General features: G+C 43.0%; 19 protein-coding genes. 15 read left to right on the forward strand and 4 right to left on the reverse strand.

The genetic code is table 11. The features are described 5' to 3' along the window. The first annotated feature begins 78 nt into the window (after positions 1–78). Entirely contained in the window at positions 79–984 is a 906-nt protein-coding gene (gene sdaAA / locus ACOOEY_RS12675) for an L-serine ammonia-lyase, iron-sulfur-dependent, subunit alpha (protein ID WP_420385086.1), read from the forward strand. Between the two features lie 76 nt (positions 985–1060). Here the strand turns inward: sdaAA and ACOOEY_RS12680 are convergent, their stop codons facing one another. Genes ACOOEY_RS12680 through upp form a run of 3 tightly spaced genes read right to left on the reverse strand, consistent with a single transcriptional unit; the run spans position 1061 to position 3108 of the window. Beyond that, positions 1061–1516, reverse strand: coding sequence for a hypothetical protein (locus ACOOEY_RS12680; RefSeq protein WP_420385087.1), 456 nt, complete (start codon positions 1514–1516; stop codon positions 1061–1063). Position 1517: 1 nt separating this feature from the next. Continuing rightward, positions 1518–2456: a calcium/sodium antiporter gene (locus tag ACOOEY_RS12685; RefSeq protein ID WP_420385088.1), complete on the reverse strand. Its 939-nt coding sequence runs from the start codon at positions 2454–2456 to the stop codon at positions 1518–1520. 4 nt (positions 2457–2460) lie between these two features. Then, positions 2461–3108 (reverse strand): uracil phosphoribosyltransferase, encoded by a 648-nt coding sequence (gene upp, locus ACOOEY_RS12690; RefSeq protein WP_420385089.1) that lies wholly within the window; start codon positions 3106–3108, stop codon positions 2461–2463. An 85-nt stretch (positions 3109–3193) separates the two neighbouring features. On the opposite strand from upp, the gene ACOOEY_RS12695 reads away from it, so the two are divergent. The 14 genes from ACOOEY_RS12695 to ACOOEY_RS12760 all read left to right on the forward strand — a co-directional run bounded on the left by ACOOEY_RS12695 (position 3194) and on the right by ACOOEY_RS12760 (position 17019). Further along, positions 3194–4111, forward strand: coding sequence for a M20/M25/M40 family metallo-hydrolase (locus ACOOEY_RS12695; protein ID WP_420385090.1), 918 nt, complete (start codon positions 3194–3196; stop codon positions 4109–4111). Next, positions 4111–4656, forward strand: a complete 546-nt coding sequence (gene hpt / locus ACOOEY_RS12700; RefSeq protein WP_420385091.1) for a hypoxanthine phosphoribosyltransferase — start codon at positions 4111–4113, stop codon at positions 4654–4656. The genes ACOOEY_RS12695 and hpt overlap by 1 nt, the downstream gene beginning before the upstream one ends. A 43-nt stretch (positions 4657–4699) precedes the next feature. After that, the gene (locus ACOOEY_RS12705) at positions 4700–5275 is read left to right on the forward strand and encodes an adenylate kinase (protein WP_420385092.1); all 576 of its coding nucleotides are present in this window, start codon (positions 4700–4702) and stop codon (positions 5273–5275) included. Positions 5276–5341: 66 nt separating this feature from the next. After that, positions 5342–6337, forward strand: coding sequence for a GTPase ObgE (gene obgE / locus ACOOEY_RS12710; protein WP_420385093.1), 996 nt, complete (start codon positions 5342–5344; stop codon positions 6335–6337). Positions 6338–6618: 281 nt separating this feature from the next. Further along, complete coding sequence (locus tag ACOOEY_RS12715; RefSeq protein ID WP_420385094.1) at positions 6619–7194, forward strand: nucleotide exchange factor GrpE; 576 nt, start codon at positions 6619–6621, stop codon at positions 7192–7194. A 1-nt stretch (position 7195) separates the two neighbouring features. After that, complete coding sequence (dnaJ, locus tag ACOOEY_RS12720; RefSeq protein WP_420385095.1) at positions 7196–8305, forward strand: molecular chaperone DnaJ; 1110 nt, start codon at positions 7196–7198, stop codon at positions 8303–8305. A gap of 176 nt (positions 8306–8481) precedes the next feature. Next, on the forward strand, positions 8482–9369 hold the full coding sequence (locus tag ACOOEY_RS12725; RefSeq protein WP_420385096.1) for a hypothetical protein: 888 nt from the start codon (positions 8482–8484) through the stop codon (positions 9367–9369). 155 nt (positions 9370–9524) lie between these two features. Then, positions 9525–10433 (forward strand): ABC transporter ATP-binding protein, encoded by a 909-nt coding sequence (locus tag ACOOEY_RS12730; protein ID WP_420385097.1) that lies wholly within the window; start codon positions 9525–9527, stop codon positions 10431–10433. Then, positions 10430–11752, forward strand: a complete 1323-nt coding sequence (locus tag ACOOEY_RS12735; RefSeq protein ID WP_420385098.1) for an ABC transporter permease — start codon at positions 10430–10432, stop codon at positions 11750–11752. Before ACOOEY_RS12730 ends, ACOOEY_RS12735 begins: the two co-directional genes overlap by 4 nt. 93 nt (positions 11753–11845) lie before the next feature. Beyond that, entirely contained in the window at positions 11846–13087 is a 1242-nt protein-coding gene (locus tag ACOOEY_RS12740) for a pyridoxal-dependent decarboxylase (RefSeq protein ID WP_420385099.1), read from the forward strand. Positions 13088–13216: 129 nt separating this feature from the next. Next, a complete protein-coding gene (locus ACOOEY_RS12745; protein WP_420385100.1) occupies positions 13217–14440 on the forward strand; it encodes a sensor histidine kinase in 1224 nt (407 codons plus the stop codon). Between the two features lie 118 nt (positions 14441–14558). After that, a complete protein-coding gene (gene atpD, locus ACOOEY_RS12750; RefSeq protein WP_420385101.1) occupies positions 14559–16067 on the forward strand; it encodes a F0F1 ATP synthase subunit beta in 1509 nt (502 codons plus the stop codon). 6 nt (positions 16068–16073) lie between these two features. Beyond that, positions 16074–16322 carry an ATP synthase F1 subunit epsilon gene (atpC, locus tag ACOOEY_RS12755; protein WP_420385102.1) on the forward strand — a complete coding sequence of 83 codons (249 nt, stop codon included), beginning with the start codon at positions 16074–16076 and terminating at the stop codon, positions 16320–16322. A gap of 103 nt (positions 16323–16425) precedes the next feature. Then, on the forward strand, positions 16426–17019 hold the full coding sequence (locus tag ACOOEY_RS12760; protein ID WP_420385103.1) for a 2OG-Fe(II) oxygenase: 594 nt from the start codon (positions 16426–16428) through the stop codon (positions 17017–17019). Here the strand turns inward: ACOOEY_RS12760 and ACOOEY_RS12765 are convergent, their stop codons facing one another. Then, complete coding sequence (locus ACOOEY_RS12765; RefSeq protein WP_420385104.1) at positions 17020–18201, reverse strand: hypothetical protein; 1182 nt, start codon at positions 18199–18201, stop codon at positions 17020–17022. Positions 18202–18214: the final 13 nt, after the last annotated feature.

The raw sequence follows: 18214 nt of genomic DNA on the forward strand, positions 1-18214 counted from the left end.
GGTGCTGCATAAGGACTCCTCTCTGATTATTCAATCGTTTGCTATCTATTGATTAGCTTTGCGACAAAGGAGGAAATTATGTGTTTTTTGTTCGAAAACTTTAAGGATTGGAAAGCCTATTGTGAAGATCACGATATGGAGCTTTATGAGGCGGTGATTGAGTACGAAGTTTCAGAAAAGGAAACCACTGAAGATATGATCTGGAACGGTCTTTCAAATGCCTACAAGGTAATGAAAGACGCGGTTCAAACCGGTTTAACTCAGGATATGACCTCCCGTTCGGGGATGATTAATAACGGAGCGAAAAAGGTCTATAATTATCCCACACCAATACTTTCCAAGGAGTTTCAGGTGCTTATTTCCCGGGCTTTGGCCGCCAAGGAAGTGAATTCATGCATGGGCCGTGTAGTAGCGGCTCCAACTGCCGGAGCATCGGGTATTATCCCCGGAGTGATGGTCACCTTTCAGGAGCTACATCAGGTAGACGACAGAAAAATACATGAGGGTTTGCTGGTGAGTGCCGGTATTGCCCTGATTATGGAAAAGAGAGCTTCAATTGCCGGAGCGGTTGGCGGATGTCAGGCAGAAACAGGAAGTGCTGCGGCCATGGCTGCTGGTGCTATGGTATATTGTATGGGAGGGTCAGTCGATCAGGTTTTTAATGCGGTGGCGATAACCATTCAATGTATGCTCGGGTTGATTTGTGACCCTGTGGCAGGCTTGGTAGAAGTGCCTTGTGTTGTGCGCAATGCCAGTGCAGCGGCTATTGCCAATAGTTCGGCACAAATTGCCCTCGCCAATGTAAGTGGAGTTATTCCGGTTGATGAATGTGTTGAAGCCATGGGTGAAGTTGGTCAGAGCATGGAAACCCGATATAAAGAAACAGCCTTGGGCGGACTTGCTGCTACAACTACGGGGCAGTCTATTTCAAAACGGGTATTGATTCAGGATATTGAGATGTTACCTGATGAGGACCACGAATAGTTTCTGGGTTTAGAAGTGTATAGGTGTTGAACACTATCGACATGCCAACCTCTCAACCTCTTAACTTTTCAACTTCTCAACCTTTAAACCTTAATAAACCTATATCCATCAGCCAGTCAACGGAAAAGGTCCAGATCACTGACCAGAAGATTCCGAACAGGAGCATGTAAAGAAAAACCTGTTTTCGTGGAGCTCCTACGGCAGCAACTAACAGGGCCCCTCCCGGAGGAGATAAAATAAGCGGGGTTAGAAAACAGACTCCTATGATGCCGTACCTTCTCCAAATGGTCACCATTCTTCTGCTTTTCTTAGAAAATCGTTTTGGGTTTTTAACGAAAAAAGGAATAACCTGCTTTTTAATCTTTTCACCCAGAAAGGTAAAAATGAAGACACTCGTCATTAAGCCTGCGATGGTGATGAGAATGATTTCCAAAGGATTTAGTCCGGCTGCAGGACCTAACAGCGGAGGGAAGATTGACTTCAGGCAGGCCAATAGATAGAGGCCAAGGTATTTGAGAATTTCTGTTAACATGTTAAAGAATAGTCACCATATAGCTGACATAAATCAGCAACAAGATGACACCCGAAGGTGTTCCCAGTCTTTTACGAAGTAACATGAGCGGAAGGATACATAAAGTGACTCCCAGCATCCAGAACATATCGCTCGAAATGATAATCTCATTAACATCCAGTGGATGAATCATACTGGTGATTCCCAGAATAGAAAGTACGTTGAAGATATTGGAGCCTAATAAATTGCCCAAGGCCAGATCGGTTTCTCCTTTTCTGGCAGCAATAACCGAGGTAAATAGTTCTGGCAGGCTTGTCCCAATGGCCAGAATCGTTAGCCCAATGATGCGTTGAGACACTCCAAAATCTACTGCAATGCCTGCAGCTCCATCAATGAACCAATTTGATCCAAAATAAAGACATGCTGCGCCCAGTAGAAGAAGGAAGAAGTCTTTCGTCCTTTCAAAACGGTTGTCGGTTTCAGGGTCAATCTCATAATCGAGCTTGATTTTATCTTTCCGGGTTTTAATGTACAGAATGGTCAGGTAGACGATCAGGCAGATGAACAGGATCAACCCTTCCCATGATTCCAGTTGGCCGTCTTTGGCGAAAAAATAGAGCAGAGTACTGCTAATCATGGCTGTAGTCCAGTCACGGGCCGCAGTGCCTTTGTGTATGGGGATAAAGCCGAACAGGCATGTAATACCCAATACCAGCCCCAGGTTGGAGATATTGGAACCAACCACATTGCCCATAGCAAAGTCAGGAACTTCTTTAATGGCTGCGTTCAGGCTTACCAGTAATTCCGGAGCCGATGTACCAAAGGCCACAATAGTCAAACCGATGACCATTGAGCTCACATTGAACCTTAAGGCAATACGAGAAGCCCCTTTTACCAAAAGGTCACCTCCGGTAATTAACAAGGCCAATCCCAAAATTAAAATGATTATCTCAAGCAGCATTCACTCACAATTTCTCACCGAAGGCAAGGTCTCCGGCATCTCCTAATCCGGGCACGATATAATACTTTTCGTTGAGTTTTTCATCAAGGGCACATGACCATAGGCTGTATGGCGTGTTGAGATTTTGCTTTAAGTATTCAACGCCCTCCGGAGCGGCTATAGTCGTAGCAATATGGAGCGCTTTTGGTGCCCCGTTCTTCAATATGCTGTCTATGCTTTTCACAATCGATTTACCCGTTGCCAACATAGGGTCAACGATAATTACCACTTTGTTGTTGAGTTCGGGAGTGGCAAGATAATCCAGTGCAATTTCAACGGGTTCATGTTCAGCATGAGGCTTTCTGGCTGCGCCAATAAATCCAAATTCAGCCCGGTCGAATAAATCCTGAAAACCCTGACTGAAAGGTAATGCTGCTCTCAGTATACTAATAACCACCAATTCATCTTCCAGTACCCTGGCAGTGCTGACCGTCAGAGGCGTTTCAATGGCTTTAGTCTGATAATTCAGTTCTTTGGAGATCTCATAGGCCAGTAGCTGCCCGAGTCTTCTCATGTTCTGTCTGAACCGTAATGGGTCTTTCTGGGTATTAACATCCCTGATTTCTGCCAGAAATTGACTGGCAATTGAACTTTGCTGATCTAGTATGAACATGCTCTTGTAAATCGGCTTCAATTTATACTTTTATTCAGCCTCCCGCTAATAATCTTAAAGTGAACGCTATTTTTGCACCATGCAAATGACTGACTTCTCGCTGTTGAAACAACTTTGCCAGGTTCATGCCCCATCTGGCAATGAAGTGGCTATGAAAGACTTCCTGCTGGAATATGTAGAAGCTCACCAAAGCCAATGGAAAGTTCAGCCGGAGATAATTCACGGGAAGGCATTTCAAGACTGTCTTATTCTGAAATTCGGCACTCCACGTACTGCGATTTATGCTCATATGGATAGCATAGGTTTTACGGTGAGATACCATGATCAGCTGGTTCCCATAGGCGGACCAAAAGCCGAAACAGGATACCAGTTAGTGGGTGAAGATAAATTAGGACCAATTGAGTGTGAACTGATAGAAAACGAAGGAGACTTACATTATAAGTTTCCGAGGGCTATTCAGAGAGGCACAGAGCTGGTCTTTAAATGCGACTTCAGAGAAACAGAAGACTATGTTCAGTCCTGCTATATGGACAATCGCCTCGGAGTATTCAATGCGCTGAAAGTAGCCGAAACCCTCACTGACGGATTGATTGTTTTTTCTTGCTGGGAAGAGCATGGTGGTGGCTCAGTAGCCTATCTGGCCAGGTACATGGCAGAAGAGTTAGGCGTGATGCAAGCCTTAATTTCAGACATCACCTGGGTTACCGAAGGTGTTGTTCATGGCGATGGGGTAGCTATTTCTATGCGTGACCGGAGTATTCCGAGAAGGTCTTTTGTCAATAAGATCATAGAAATTGCTGAAGATTCAGGCATTCCGTTTCAACTGGAAGTTGAAGGAGCCGGAGGAAGTGACGGTAAAGAATTACAGTCAGCACCCTATCCATTCGATTGGTGTTTTGTGGGAGCACCTGAAGATAATGTTCACAGCCCGGATGAAATCGTACATAAGGCAGACATTGCCAGTATGATTCAGTTATATTCGGTTTTAATGGAAAAACTATAATGTCTCTATCCACAGTTTCTATACATGACAAGACCTTTGAATGCTTTATTGCTGATGAGGAAATTCAATCGAAGATTCAGGTATTGGGCAAAAAACTGAGTGATGATTATAAGGACCTGAAACCTCTTTTTATCGGCATATTGAACGGTTCTTTTATGTTCGCCTCCGATTTGATGAAAAATGTCAGTGTGCCGGCAGAAATAACTTTCATCAAGGTAGCCTCTTATTCAGGTATGAAGTCCGAAGGTAAAACCAGGGAATTGATTGGTCTGAAGGAAAACATTGAAGGTAGACATGTGGTAGTGGTAGAGGATATAGTAGATACCGGTATTACCATGGAAGGCATTGTGTCTCAGTTGCATAGCGCGAAAGCTAAATCTGTGGCTGTTGCTTCGCTTTTGGTCAAGCCCGACTGCCTGCAAAGAGAAGTCACCGTGAAGTATACCGGGTTCGAAATTCCTGAAAAATTTGTGGTTGGTTACGGACTGGATTATGACGGACTGGGTAGAAATCTGAAAGATATCTATCAATTAAAGCACGACTAGCGATTATCCTTATATTTGTGGCCTTGTTATAAAATCAATCTTCATGATTAATATAGTTTTGTTTGGCCCTCCGGGCGCGGGAAAGGGAACACAGAGTGAGAAAATCATTGACACCTTTGGGCTTAAACACATCTCTACAGGAGATTTATTCAGAAAGCATTTAGGAGAGGGGACTGAGCTTGGTAAAAAAGCTCAATCATATATGGACAATGGAAAACTCGTTCCGGACGATGTGGTAATTGGCATGGTAGAAGATTTTCTTAATGCCAATACGGGAGCAAAAGGTTTTATTTTCGATGGTTTTCCAAGAACTGTGGCTCAGGCTGAAGCACTAGACGAATTACTGGGTAATCATAACACTCAGATCAATAGCATGATTATGCTCGATGTGCCTCAGGATGAATTGAAAAAGCGATTACTCGAAAGAGGTAAAACTTCAGGAAGAGCTGACGATCAGAACGAAGAAAAGATCAATGTCAGGATTCAGGAATACCTGAATAAAACCCTACCGGTTGCAGCCTTCTACGAAGAGCAGGGCAAAACCAATAAAATCAATGGTGTAGGAACCATTGATGGAATTTTCGAGGAGATTTCGAGTGCAATTGAAGCACACCTTTAAAGATATCTGAAATTATAAATGATTGAAGATGACCGCTTTGGTCATCTTTTTTGTTATTATCAACTTATGGCTGGTTCCAATTTTATCGATCACGTAAGGCTTTACTGTCGCTCGGGAAGCGGAGGGGCAGGATCTGTTCATTTCAGAAGAGAAAAGCACGTGCCCAAAGGCGGGCCAGATGGTGGTGATGGCGGTCGTGGCGGTCATATCATCCTGAGAGGGAACAAACAGATGTGGACCCTGCTACACCTCAGATACCAAAAACACGTTTTCGCTGAAAACGGTGAAGGAGGTAGTGGTCACGGCAGCACAGGAGCAGATGGAAAGGATATTATCCTTGAGGTACCTCTGGGTACAGTGGCCAAAATTGCCGAGCCTGAAGAGCAATTCATGTTTGAGATTACCGAAGATGGTCAGGAGGTAGTGCTATTGCCGGGAGGTAGAGGTGGTTTGGGAAATACCCACTTTAAGACTGCTACTAATCAGACGCCAAGGTTTGCGCAGCCGGGAGAATCTGGTCAGGAAGAACTTATCGTACTAGAGCTCAAGTTACTGGCCGATGTAGGACTGGTAGGTTTCCCGAATGCAGGAAAATCGACCTTGCTTTCTGTTGTGTCAGCGGCTAAACCGGAAATTGCAGACTATCCTTTTACCACATTGGTACCGAATCTGGGGGTGGTAGCTTATCGGGACCACAAGTCGTTTGTAATGGCTGATATCCCGGGTATCATTGAAGGAGCAGCTGAAGGAAAGGGATTGGGCATCAGGTTCCTCAGACATATTGAGAGAAACTCTATTCTTCTGTTCCTTATTCCGGCAGATGCAGACGATATCCAAAAGGAGTATGATATTTTGTTGGGAGAGCTCAAAAAGTATAATCCCGAGCTGCTCGATAAAGACAGGTTACTGGCTATTTCCAAATGTGATATGCTCGATGAAGAAATGATGGAAGAGATGAAGGCACTTCTGCCTCAGGATATCGAAACAGTGTTTATTTCATCGGTAGCTCAAATGGGGCTTCAACCTCTGAAAGACCTGATCTGGAAAAAGATTAACCAATAACCGAAGAGCCTCTGAATTTAGAGGCTGAAAAATGAAAATTGAATGCCTCTTGAATTCCAGATAAAACCCTTTAGGTCACTTATTGTCATCCTTGAGGGCAGAGGTACCGACCGAAGCGTTATCCAGGTTCATTTTTCAGGTATTTAAGAAGTTTTTTAAAAGAAATAGAAACAATAAACTGACATCAAAATTAACGGTGCTGGGTGCTTTATGCCATAATGACACAATCGTCTGGCTTGGCAAAAAAATTGCTCATGGGCACGCGGTTTATAAGTGTAACAATGGCAAAGGATAAGAAAGCAAGCAAGAATCAGGAAGAGAACGAAGTATTGGAAGCGGAGAACCAGACTGTAGCTGAAGAATCGACCGAAGAAAAGGTTGAAGAATCTGCTGAAGCAGAACTTTCAGCAGAAGAAAAGTTAGAGATAGAATTGGCTGAAGCCAAAGACAAATACCTTCGACTTTATTCTGAGTTCGAGAACTTCAGAAGAAGAAATGCCAAGGAAAGAATTGAGCTGATTAAAACGGCCTCTTCTGATCTAATGGTAGAGTTACTTCCAACTATAGATGATTTCGAAAGAGCCAAAAAGGCCAACGAAAATCAAGATGATATTGAAGCCGTAAAAGAAGGCTTCGGTCTGATTTCTTCCAAACTCATGAAGACCTTAGAGGCTAAGGGATTGAAGTTGATGGAGACAGAAAAGGGAACTGCCTTTGATGCTGACTTGCATGAAGCGGTTACTCAATTCCCGGTTGAGGAGGAAGATTTAAAAGGAAAAATTATTGATACAGTAGAAAAGGGTTACTATCTGGGTGACAGGGTAATTCGTTTCGCTAAAGTGGTGATAGGAGCTTAATATGGCAAAAAGAGACTACTACGAAATTCTTGGGGTTAGTAAAGGGGCAACTGAAGAAGAGCTGAAAAAGGCCTATCGAAAGTTGGCCATCAAATATCACCCTGATAAGAATCCAGATAATCCGGAAGCTGAAGAGAAATTCAAAGAAGCAGCAGAGGCGTACGATGTACTGAGCAACAAAGACAAGCGTGCTCAATACGATCGTTTTGGCCATGATGGTATGCGCGGTGGCTTCGGAGGCCAGGGTGGCGGTATGAACATGGATGATATCTTCTCTCAATTTGGAGATATCTTCGGTGGAGGCAGCCCATTCGAAAGCTTCTTTGGAGGCGGTGGTGGTCGCAGACAGCGCAAAGGTTCCAACCTACGTATTAAGCTCAAACTCAACCTCGATGAAATTGCCAATGGGGTTGAAAAGAAAATTAAGGTCAACAGACTGATCAATGCCGAAGGTGTAACCTTCAAAACCTGTAATACCTGTGGAGGTACAGGTCAGATGAAGAAGGTGGTCAATACCATGTTGGGTCAGATGGTTTCTGCCAGTACCTGTTCAACATGTAATGGTTCTGGTAAAACCATAGATCACCGTCCTCCGGGAGTTGATAGCACCGGTCTTGAAATGAAGGAAGAAGTGATTCCAATCAAAATCCCTGCGGGTGTATCTGATGGAATGCAGCTTTCAATGTCAGGCAAAGGAAACATGGCTCCAGGTGGAGGAATACCGGGTGACTTGTTGATTGTTATCGAAGAGATTGAAGATGAGCAACTGAAAAGAGATGGCAATAACATTGTCTATGATCTCTATGTAAGCTTTATAGATGCAGCTTTGGGAGGTTCCATGGAAGTCCCTACCATCGATGGTAAGGTGAGAATTAAGATTGATCCGGGAACCCAGAGTGGTAAAATCCTACGTTTGAGAGGTAAGGGAATCAAAGACATTAACGGTTACGGCAAAGGAGACCAGTTGATTCATGTTAACGTGTGGACTCCCAAGAAGCTAAGCAAAGAAGAAACTGAAATTCTGGAGAAGCTTAGAGCATCAGAAAACTTTGCACCAAGCCCTGGAAAAGGAGAAAAAGGCTTCTTTGAAAAGATTAAGGAGTTCTTTTAGATAAACCTTCTGAATAAGTAATTAAGTATTCCACCCTAAACTCCTCCAACAGATGAGGGGTTTGAGGTGGAGCTAATTCCCTCACAAAAAACTTCTAACTATTTCCCGATAAAACCCGTATTATTCGGTTTGTAAAGGATTGCAACCCAATCTTTAAACAAACCGTAAGCTAGAGCATGCAAAAAATACTTTTTCTGTTAGCCATCTTAGGTGCAGTTGGGATAGAAGGGCTGGCACAGACGAAGAAGCACTTTACCGTCAAGGGCAATGAATCTTGTGAGAAAATCTACTTCTCACTCAAAGCCTCTTCAGGTACCTGCGAAATCCGAACCCGTATGGGTGAGTTGCCTATTAATATCATGGGCTACCACAACGAAGAATATATTACCTCCGACTTTGGTGAGCAAATGGAGGGGAAAACACTCCATGCCTGGCTCAATCTGAAGGATAATGGCAAAGAAGGTTTCGGATCCAAGCTGACTAAAATCTTTGGAAAGAAGACTACGGATACAGAAAACTATTGGAACATTTACTTCACCGATTACAGGCCTTATACATTAGACCTGAATTATGGAGTAGGTAAAGCCTACATCGACCTTTCTGATATAGCAGTGGAAAACTGCAGAATTACCTCAGGTAATGCTCACGTTAAAGTAGGCTACCTCAGTAAGGTGCAAAACAGAACTGAAATGGATACCATGATTGTATCTGTCGACCTGGGTGATGTGGAAATTGAGCGCATCGACCTGGCACGTGCTAAGAATATTCTGGCTGAAGTCGGTTTTGGTAACCTCACGTTAGACTTTGATGAACAACCCAGTATGTCAAGTTCTATATGGGCTCGGGTAGGAGCAGGAAACCTGACCATCAATCTGCCTAAGAATAATGTGCCGGTGCTCGTTCGAATGAAAGATACATCTTACAGGAAATTCAAGGTACCGGAAGGTTTTGAGAAGGTCAGCGACAATGTATTTGTAAGCTCTTCTTACACCAATGAAGCAGAGAATATGCTGATTTTCAACATTGATCTTTCTATGGGAAGTGTGATATTCAACACGAACTAAGTCCTTCCCATCTCTTTCATATTCCACAAAGCTTTTGAATAATCCGCTTAGCGGATAACTTCACTCTAGTTCATAGCTTTTGTTCAAATTAGTTTGTGCATTTTGCTTATCAGCTTTAAGCACATTAATCTGAAACAACTAAAACTCAAACTGTTTTGAACATACTAGAGGCTAATCATGTCACCAAGCGGTACGCTGAACACACCGCTCTGAATGACGTCAGCATCAGCATTCCCAAGCAGTCAATTTTTGGCTTGCTGGGTCCGAACGGAGCAGGTAAAACCACGCTCATTAGAATTGTAAATCAGATCATCATGGCCGATGAAGGCGATGTCTTCATCAACGGAGAAAAACTGGAGCCCAAGCACATTGGGGTAATCGGTTATTTACCCGAAGAAAGAGGTCTGTATAAAAAGATGAAGGTTGGAGAGCAACTGATGTATCTGGCACAGCTCAAAGGTCTTTCAACAGGAGAAGCGAGAAAACGTATTAAGTTCTGGCTCGAAAAACTGGGGTTAACCGAATGGGCCGGCAAAAAAGTAGAAGACCTTTCCAAAGGTATGGCGCAGAAGATTCAGTTTATTGCTACCGTAATGCATGAACCGGATTTGTTGATTTTGGATGAGCCTTTTTCGGGTTTCGACCCTGTGAACGCTAATCTCATTAAAGATGAAATTTTCGAACTTCGTGAAAAGGGGGCAACGGTTATTTTCTCTACTCACAGAATGGAATCCGTTGAGCAACTGTGCGACCATATCGCCCTGATTAATAAATCACAGAAGATATTGGACGGCCCTAAAACAGAGATCAAAAATTCGTACAAGCTCAACCAGTATGAAGTTATATACAAAGGGGAATTGAAGGAAAGCCCGAGTTTTTCTATTCTGAAAGAAGAAAAGTCGGAGCTGGGCCTTAATAAAGCCACTGTTAAGGCTAAGAACTCAGAGTCACCCAATAACCTGCTTCAGGAGCTCATCAGCAAGATTGAGGTCCATTCCTTTATAGAAGTTATTCCATCCATCAACGACATTTTCATCAGTATAGTGAAAGGAGGCCAGTCATGAATCAGATTTTCCTAGTTCTTAAAAGAGAATATTTAACCAGGGTTAAGAAGAAATCTTTCCTGCTGGCAACTTTACTAACCCCTTTGGTTTTACCAACCATTATTTTCGCCATTGCCTACTTTGCTACCAGAGATAAGGATTCCCGACATGAAGAGATCCTTGTTCTTGACGAAAGCGGATACTTTGGTGAGGTTTTCGGGGCCTCAGGTTATGACTTTGAATACGTAACCGGAGACATAGAAGAGCTGAAAACAACATTTGCAGATAAAGGTGCTTTTGGCGTTTTATACATCCCTCAGTTAGATCTTTCTGATATTTCGGTGAGAAGGTTTGAAGGTTTTCAGTTCTATTCTGAAACGAATGCCAGTATTCGGACCATGGAGCGGATTGAGGAGTCGATTGAGCAGCGGATTAAAGACCTGAAGCTGCAAAGGTCCGGATTGGATCATTCTGTCATCGAAAACCTGCAGGTCAATGCAGACCTGGATACTTTCAACATTACAGAGTCGGGTGAAGCAAAAGAGAGTAATAGTGGGCTCAGCTTTGCCATTGGTTATGGTACTGGCTTTCTCATTTACATGTTCATCTTTGTTTATGGCAGTCAGATCATGCAATCTGTATTGGATGAAAAGACCAATCGTATTGTAGAGGTGATCGTCTCTTCTGTACGTCCTTTCCAACTCATGATGGGTAAAGTGTTAGGAGTAGGGGCTGTTGGTTTTACGCAGATATTGATCTGGATTGTACTGATGGTGACGCTCTCAACAGTTGGTATTAGTGTTTTGTCAGGAGGTAATGAGGTTGTCATGGAAGCTGCTTCACAGCAGGTGCCTCAGGAGGCTCTGAGTCAGCAACAGGAAATGGCCGCCAATATTCAGAATATGATTTCTTCTGTTCCTGTCATGAAGATTTTACTCTGCTTTCTGTTCTATTTCCTTGGGGCCTATTTCTTATATGGCGCACTCTATGCCGCGGTAGGTTCTGCAGTAGACAGCTTGCAAGATGCACAGCAGTTTATGTTCCCTATCATTATTCCAATTATTGCTTCAATCATGGCCATGTTCTTTGTGCTGGACGATCCGAACGGGGGGCTTGCCGTAACCCTTTCTCTGATACCTTTCACCTCTCCCATCATTATGATGGCACGGATTCCTTTCGGGGTTCCGGATTGGCAGTTAGCATTATCTATGGTGCTTTTGATCGCTGGTTTTGTAGGGACAACCTATGTGGCCGGAAGGATCTATCGAATCGGTATCCTCATGTATGGTGTTAAAGTGAACTGGAAAATCATGAAGAAATGGTTCACCATGAAAGTGTAACACTCATGGTAAAAATGAATAAAAGGCTGAATACTAATTCAGCCTTTTATATTTGCACTCAGTTCAACTGACGACCATTTCAAAGAAGCAGGCATGTATTGGGAGAGTTATTCGCATCAGAAAATAAAGCAAATCATAGGCGATGCCCTAAAGCAAAACCTAGATTACAGGGAGAAAGCAGTTTTAGGATTGCCCGCTTCTTATCTGGATACTGAAGTATTTTATCATGATGCTCCTTTTTTAAAAGACGCTCCCTTCCTCAATACGCTCATTGCCAACCCTAATCACATTGGCTGTCATACGCTAAATGAATCAGAGGCAGCCTTTACCGGAACACACCAGATCGAAAAGGAACTGATAGACCTTTGTGCTCAACAAATATTTCATGGAGGGGAAGAGGCATTCGATGGTTATGTGGCCTCGGGAGGAACCGAAGCTAACATTCAGGCCATTTGGATTCTGAAAAGGTATTATGAGGTAGAGTTTGATGCTAAGCCAACAGAGATAGGTGTATTGTACTCAGAAGATGCACATTATTCTATGCCAAAGGCTTGTAGACTATTGAGCCTGAATAGTCTGGTAAGTAAGGTTGATGGTGCAACCAGAAAGGTAACTAAAGAGAGTATTGAGCAGTGTGTGGCTGAAGCACGACAAAAAGGGATTAAGCATCTCATTGTCATTATGAATATGTCTACAACCATGTTTGGGTCGGTAGATGATATTGAAGAAATCACGGGCTGGCTAGACGATTTGGAGGTGGATTACAAAGTGCATATAGATGGTGCTTTTGGCGGATTTATCTATCCGTTTTCTACCAAAAACATGGCTTATACTTTCCAGAATCCTAAGATCAACTCCTTTACACTCGATGGCCATAAGATGCTCCAATCTCCTTACGGTACCGGTATATATCTTACAAGAAAGGGTTTTATGGAATATGCCCTTACCGAAGAAGCTAACTATGTGAAGGGTAAAGATTATACCTTGGTGGGAAGCAGGTCAGGGGCAAATGCTGTTGCCGTTTGGATGATCATGAGAACTTATGGTTCCGATGGTTGGAAGGCCAAAATTCAAAAGCTACTCTCCAAGACCAGTAGGCTTTGCAGCAGCCTTGATGAGAGAGGGATTGAGTACTTCAGAAACCCTGATGTCAATATTGTGACCATTAAGGCTGAGTATATCTCTGCTGAACTCGCTTCCAAGTATATGCTGGTTCCCGATGCCCATGGCGATGATGTAAAGTGGTGGAAGATTGTGGTGATGGATCATGTTCAACAAGGGATATTAGACCGATTCCTGATGGACCTGGATGCAGAAAGAGTGGCTGCTAAGTAGTTGATTTGTTGATAGGTAGATATAGGTGTCCTTTGGTAAACCTCTCAGGAGCAGATTATCTTCAAATATCATTAACTTTTGGTTCGGGCTTTCAGAGAAGAAACGGAGCCGTTACACGTTAAGAGAAGTATGCAGAACCCTTTTAAAGGATCATTTAAGATTGATTTCTACACGAATCAATCGAAGATTAAATGGTTTATCCTGATAGTCGCTATGATTATCGGTGTAGGGTCTATCATCTACACCAATCGTCTGGTAGATCGGCTGAAAGAGGGAGAAGAAGAAAAAATCAGACTCTGGGCTAAGGCCGTTGAGTTTTCCGGCTCCGCTTTAGCCGATGAATCCTCCCTCACCTTCATTACCAACAATATCATTACACCAGCGAATACACTACCCGTTATCCTGGTCGATTCTGCATCTCAGCAAATACTCCTCTCAAGGAATGTAGTAGACTCTCTGTCAAGCATAGACAAACGGGAAGCCCAGCTCGAAAGAGTGTTGGAAAAGATGAAAAGTGAGAATGATCCTTTTCCAATTATGTTAAGAAACGGGCCTAACGGAGCCATTACAGATATTCAATACGTTTACTTTCGTAATTCCTTTATTCTAAGGCAGTTAAGGGCTTATCCTTACATTCAGTTAACAGTAATAGCCATTTTTGCATTCATTGCCTATTTGGCTTTCTCCTATTCAAGAAGGGCTGAACAGAACAGGGTTTGGGTGGGAATGGCCAAGGAAACTGCTCATCAGTTAGGAACGCCACTCTCTTCTCTGATGGCCTGGTTAGAGTACCTGAGAACCATGCCTGAGATGAAAGGTAAGTCAGAGCTTATCGAGGAACTAAATAAGGATGTAGAGCGATTGGAGCGAATTACTTCGCGTTTTTCCAATATAGGTTCTGCTCCTGTTCTCAAAGATGAACCGGTTTATGAAGTGGTGCATCATTGCCTGAATTACCTGAGACCACGTCTGTCTTCCAAGGTCACAATGGAGGTTCAAACGGATGCCGAGTCTCTCACAGCAAAATTGAACAAACCACTGTTTGAATGGGTGATTGAAAACATTGTGAAGAATGGCGTTGACGCCATGAGTGGCATAGGAAACATCAAGGTGATCATTGGTCAGGATAATGCTCAGGAAGTTTATGTAGATGTGACAGATGATGGAAAAGGAATGGCCAAGAGTAAGGTAAAGGAGGTCTTCAAGCCCGGTTTTACTACCAAGAAGAGAGGCTGGGGCTTAGGCCTGGCATTGGCCAAAAGAATTATTGAGAATTACCATCAGGGGAAAATATTTGTTAAGTCTTCGCAGGTAGATGTGGGAACAACGTTCCGTATCATTTTAAGGCCTTAAATGTCAGGCAAATATTAAGTCCTATTTTCTTGATAACCTTTTGGTTTAATACATTATCCGCTTACCTTTGCACCCAGAAAAAATAACCCCGTTTTTCCTTTCTATTAAAGAATAACAGATGGCGAATATTGGAAAGATCACGCAGGTAATTGGTCCGGTTGTAGACGTTAGCTTTGACGCTGCTGGAGCCAAGTTGCCGAACATCTTAGATGCACTTGAAGTAACAAAAGAAAATGGCCAGGTGGTTGTGCTGGAGTGTCAGCAGCACCTTGGAGAAGACAGAGTAAGAACCATTGCGATGGACTCTTCTGAAGGTCTTACCAGAGGTATGGACGTAGTAGACACTGGTACTGCTATCGCTATGCCAATTGGTGATGACATCAAAGGTAGACTGTTCAACGTGGTAGGTCAGGCTATCGATGGTATCGACCAGCCTAAAGGAGACAAAAGACTCCCAATCCACAGACCAGCTCCTAGATTCGAGGATCTTTCTACTTCAACAGAGGTACTTTACACAGGTATTAAAGTAATTGACCTCATTGAGCCTTATGCCAAGGGTGGTAAAATTGGATTGTTCGGTGGTGCCGGTGTAGGTAAAACTGTATTGATTCAGGAGTTGATCAACAACATTGCAAAAGCTTATTCAGGTCTTTCTGTATTTGCTGGTGTTGGTGAGAGAACAAGAGAAGGAAATGACCTGCTTCGTGAGATGATTGAGTCTGGTATCGTAACCTACGGTGATGACTTCATGCACTCAATGGAAGAAGGTGGATGGGACCTTTCTAAAGTAGATAAAGACAAACTAGCGGAGTCTAAGGCAACCTTCGTGTTCGGTCAGATGAACGAACCTCCAGGTGCGAGAGCAAGAGTGGCCCTTTCAGGTCTTACCATTGCTGAGTACTTCCGTGATGGTGAAGGTGACGGACAAGGTAAAGACATCCTTTTCTTCATCGATAATATTTTCCGTTTCACTCAGGCTGGTTCTGAGGTATCTGCCCTTCTTGGACGTATGCCTTCAGCGGTAGGTTACCAACCAACCCTGGCTACTGAAATGGGTGCCATGCAGGAAAGAATTACATCAACCAAAAACGGTTCGATTACTTCGGTTCAGGCGGTTTATGTACCTGCGGATGACTTGACTGACCCTGCTCCTGCAACAACTTTCGCTCACTTGGATGCTACTACTGTACTTTCAAGAAAGATTGCTGAGCTAGGTATCTATCCTGCGGTAGATCCATTGGATTCAACTTCAAGAATCCTAACTCCAGACATTCTGGGTGATGAGCACTACAACTGTGCACAAAGAGTGAAGGAAACACTTCAGCGATACAAAGAACTTCAGGATATCATTGCTATCCTTGGTATGGACGAATTGTCTGACGAAGATAAATTGGTTGTATCAAGAGCAAGACGTGTTCAAAGATTCCTTTCTCAGCCATTCCACGTAGCTGAGCAGTTCACCGGCTTGAAAGGTGTGCTGGTAGACATCAAGGACACTATCAAAGGTTTCAACGAAATCCTTGATGGTAAGCATGACGATCTTCCTGAAGCAGCTTTCAACCTGGTAGGTACTATCGAAGATGCCAGAGAGAAAGGTGAAAAACTATTGGCTGAGGCCGCTAAATAATTGAGTATGCTATTAGAAGTTGTTACACCCGACAAAAAGGTTTTCGAAGGAGAGGCTTCTGCCGTAACCTTCCCTGGTAGTGACGGTGAGTTTCAGGTACTCGGAAATCACGCTCCTATGATTTCTTCTTTAGGAAGAGGAAAAATGATTATCAAAGCTTCAGGAAAAGATGAAGTAGTGATGATTGATGGAGGAGTGGTTGAAGTACTCAACAACAAAGTAGTAGTACTCGCTGAATCAGTGATTGAAGACTAAGGTCTAAATAAATAGATATTGAAAAACCCTGATCGACAACGGTCAGGGTTTTTTGTTGCATAAAAAAATAATAGCTTCCCAACAGTTTATACTTAGACATCACATGAGACCAGTTGTTTTTCCATTTAACCAACCCACAAGACCTCATTTTGCAGAATATGTTTGTTATGAGAACTTCTTCAATGCCACAGAGGTAGACAGGATCAGGAACCTTTGGAATCCTCAGGAAGAGGTTGATGCGACCTTGAGTGGAGGAGGAAAAGAAACAGATGAGACTCTGAGAAAAACCAGGCTTACCTTTATTCTGGACTCACCGGAGAATGTATGGCTTTACCAAAAGTTGGGTCAATTGGGTATTCAGAGTAATCAGGAGAGGTATGGATTCGACCTGCTGGGTTTTCATCATGAATTGCAGCTGGCCAAATATGGAGAAGGAGACTTCTTTGATTGGCACCTCGACTTTGGGGCCGGTGAGATATCGCACCGTAAACTGAGTATTTCCGTTCAGTTGTCTGATCCCAATGAGTATGAGGGGGGTGATTTGCAGTTTATGATCAATAAGAACTTTTACAATGCTCCCCGGACGAAAGGGACTGTGGTTATTTTCCCCTCCTTTATCATGCATCGTGTTACACCAATCACAAAGGGCGTTCGACAGTCCATTGTAGCATGGTTAGCCGGGCATCCGTATCGGTAGTCAGTTTGACCCGAGACTACATTTATAAATGAACTCTCTCTCCCGAGAATCATCTTTACCCACAAAGTATAAAAACCCTTGTTTATCGATGTGAATCAGGTTGGACATCTTGCCAGGGGGTAGAAGAATATCTGGCGTCATTTGTTTCCATAGACCGTTCTCTCTCTTGAATAATTGTAGGTAATAATCGTATTGATAGTTCTGTGATATAAATGTTGACAGATCATTCGGTATAGAAGGATCATCTCCCAATGGAGCTCTGTATACTCGGGCGAACACAATTTCTTCATTAAAGAAGAAGATGCCCTTAGTTCGTAGCCCAAGGGCATTTAATTTTACGTTAATGCTTACCCAGTCTTGTGTCTGATAACTTCCAAATTTATTTCCAATGGCTTCAGGAAAATGAGTAGGGCTACTCTTTACTACCTGTACAAGATTGAATGCGGTATCATATATATACAAGTCAGGGTCTAGTGGATAAATGACCAGATATTGACTTTCAAATTTCTCCACATCCGGATCTCGGGCATTCCAAAAGAGATACTTGCGATAAGGGCTTCCAGGTGGATAATTAACCCCGGACGATATACTCAGGTCTTTTAGGTTGATCCTAAAAACCATCTGATTACTTTCGGTATACTCTTTCGAAGAGGGGAAGTGGTCTTCAAGGTTCGAGTTGACATCAACAAAATAGTGACTTTGCTCAAGACCAACCGAGATAATCTTACCAGCTGCAGATCTGCCTATATGGTAAGTCTCTCCCATTAAATCCAAGAAACCAACGATGGACGATTCATCATTGACAATCAGGATTCTATTGAATTCTGAATCATAAACGAAAGTCGTGTCTTTGTTGAGATAGTAATAGTCACTGATCATATTGACGCCATGAGGATCAGCAATATTGGGGAGTTCAATGGTGTTGATGCTTTCTCCCTTCTGGTTGAAAAAATAGATATGGTCTAATCCATTGTGATAATGGAATATAATCTGGCTGTCAAGTTCGGTCGCACCATATTGAAGTACGTTGGTTCCCTGAGGCTCAAGGTTGATGGAGTCGACTATGGTGATTGAGTAATGGGGATCAAATATGGTGTCTGATGGTTCCCTACTTCCTGAACAAGAGGCAAGTATCCCAATAATTACTACCGGGATCATCAATTTCTTTATATCAGGCTTCATGTAAAAGGCGGAA

Origin of the sequence: Roseivirga sp., assembly GCF_965216855.1 — a bacterium.
Taxonomy (GTDB): Bacteria; Bacteroidota; Bacteroidia; order Cytophagales; family Cyclobacteriaceae; genus Roseivirga.

What these genes read in the sequence shown, in the direction of transcription:
- sdaAA (WP_420385086.1), top strand. Translation starts at nt 79, where the DNA reads ATGTGTTTTTTGTTCGAAAACTTTAAGGATTGGAAAGCCTATTGTGAA.
- ACOOEY_RS12680 (WP_420385087.1), bottom strand. Translation starts at nt 1,516, where the DNA reads ATGTTAACAGAAATTCTCAAATACCTTGGCCTCTATCTATTGGCCTGC.
- ACOOEY_RS12685 (WP_420385088.1), bottom strand. Translation starts at nt 2,456, where the DNA reads ATGCTGCTTGAGATAATCATTTTAATTTTGGGATTGGCCTTGTTAATT.
- upp (WP_420385089.1), bottom strand. Translation starts at nt 3,108, where the DNA reads ATGTTCATACTAGATCAGCAAAGTTCAATTGCCAGTCAATTTCTGGCA.
- ACOOEY_RS12695 (WP_420385090.1), top strand. Translation starts at nt 3,194, where the DNA reads ATGACTGACTTCTCGCTGTTGAAACAACTTTGCCAGGTTCATGCCCCA.
- hpt (WP_420385091.1), top strand. Translation starts at nt 4,111, where the DNA reads ATGTCTCTATCCACAGTTTCTATACATGACAAGACCTTTGAATGCTTT.
- ACOOEY_RS12705 (WP_420385092.1), top strand. Translation starts at nt 4,700, where the DNA reads ATGATTAATATAGTTTTGTTTGGCCCTCCGGGCGCGGGAAAGGGAACA.
- obgE (WP_420385093.1), top strand. Translation starts at nt 5,342, where the DNA reads ATGGCTGGTTCCAATTTTATCGATCACGTAAGGCTTTACTGTCGCTCG.
- ACOOEY_RS12715 (WP_420385094.1), top strand. Translation starts at nt 6,619, where the DNA reads ATGGCAAAGGATAAGAAAGCAAGCAAGAATCAGGAAGAGAACGAAGTA.
- dnaJ (WP_420385095.1), top strand. Translation starts at nt 7,196, where the DNA reads ATGGCAAAAAGAGACTACTACGAAATTCTTGGGGTTAGTAAAGGGGCA.
- ACOOEY_RS12725 (WP_420385096.1), top strand. Translation starts at nt 8,482, where the DNA reads ATGCAAAAAATACTTTTTCTGTTAGCCATCTTAGGTGCAGTTGGGATA.
- ACOOEY_RS12735 (WP_420385098.1), top strand. Translation starts at nt 10,430, where the DNA reads ATGAATCAGATTTTCCTAGTTCTTAAAAGAGAATATTTAACCAGGGTT.
- ACOOEY_RS12740 (WP_420385099.1), top strand. Translation starts at nt 11,846, where the DNA reads ATGTATTGGGAGAGTTATTCGCATCAGAAAATAAAGCAAATCATAGGC.
- ACOOEY_RS12745 (WP_420385100.1), top strand. Translation starts at nt 13,217, where the DNA reads ATGCAGAACCCTTTTAAAGGATCATTTAAGATTGATTTCTACACGAAT.
- atpD (WP_420385101.1), top strand. Translation starts at nt 14,559, where the DNA reads ATGGCGAATATTGGAAAGATCACGCAGGTAATTGGTCCGGTTGTAGAC.
- atpC (WP_420385102.1), top strand. Translation starts at nt 16,074, where the DNA reads ATGCTATTAGAAGTTGTTACACCCGACAAAAAGGTTTTCGAAGGAGAG.
- ACOOEY_RS12760 (WP_420385103.1), top strand. Translation starts at nt 16,426, where the DNA reads ATGAGACCAGTTGTTTTTCCATTTAACCAACCCACAAGACCTCATTTT.
- ACOOEY_RS12765 (WP_420385104.1), bottom strand. Translation starts at nt 18,201, where the DNA reads ATGAAGCCTGATATAAAGAAATTGATGATCCCGGTAGTAATTATTGGG.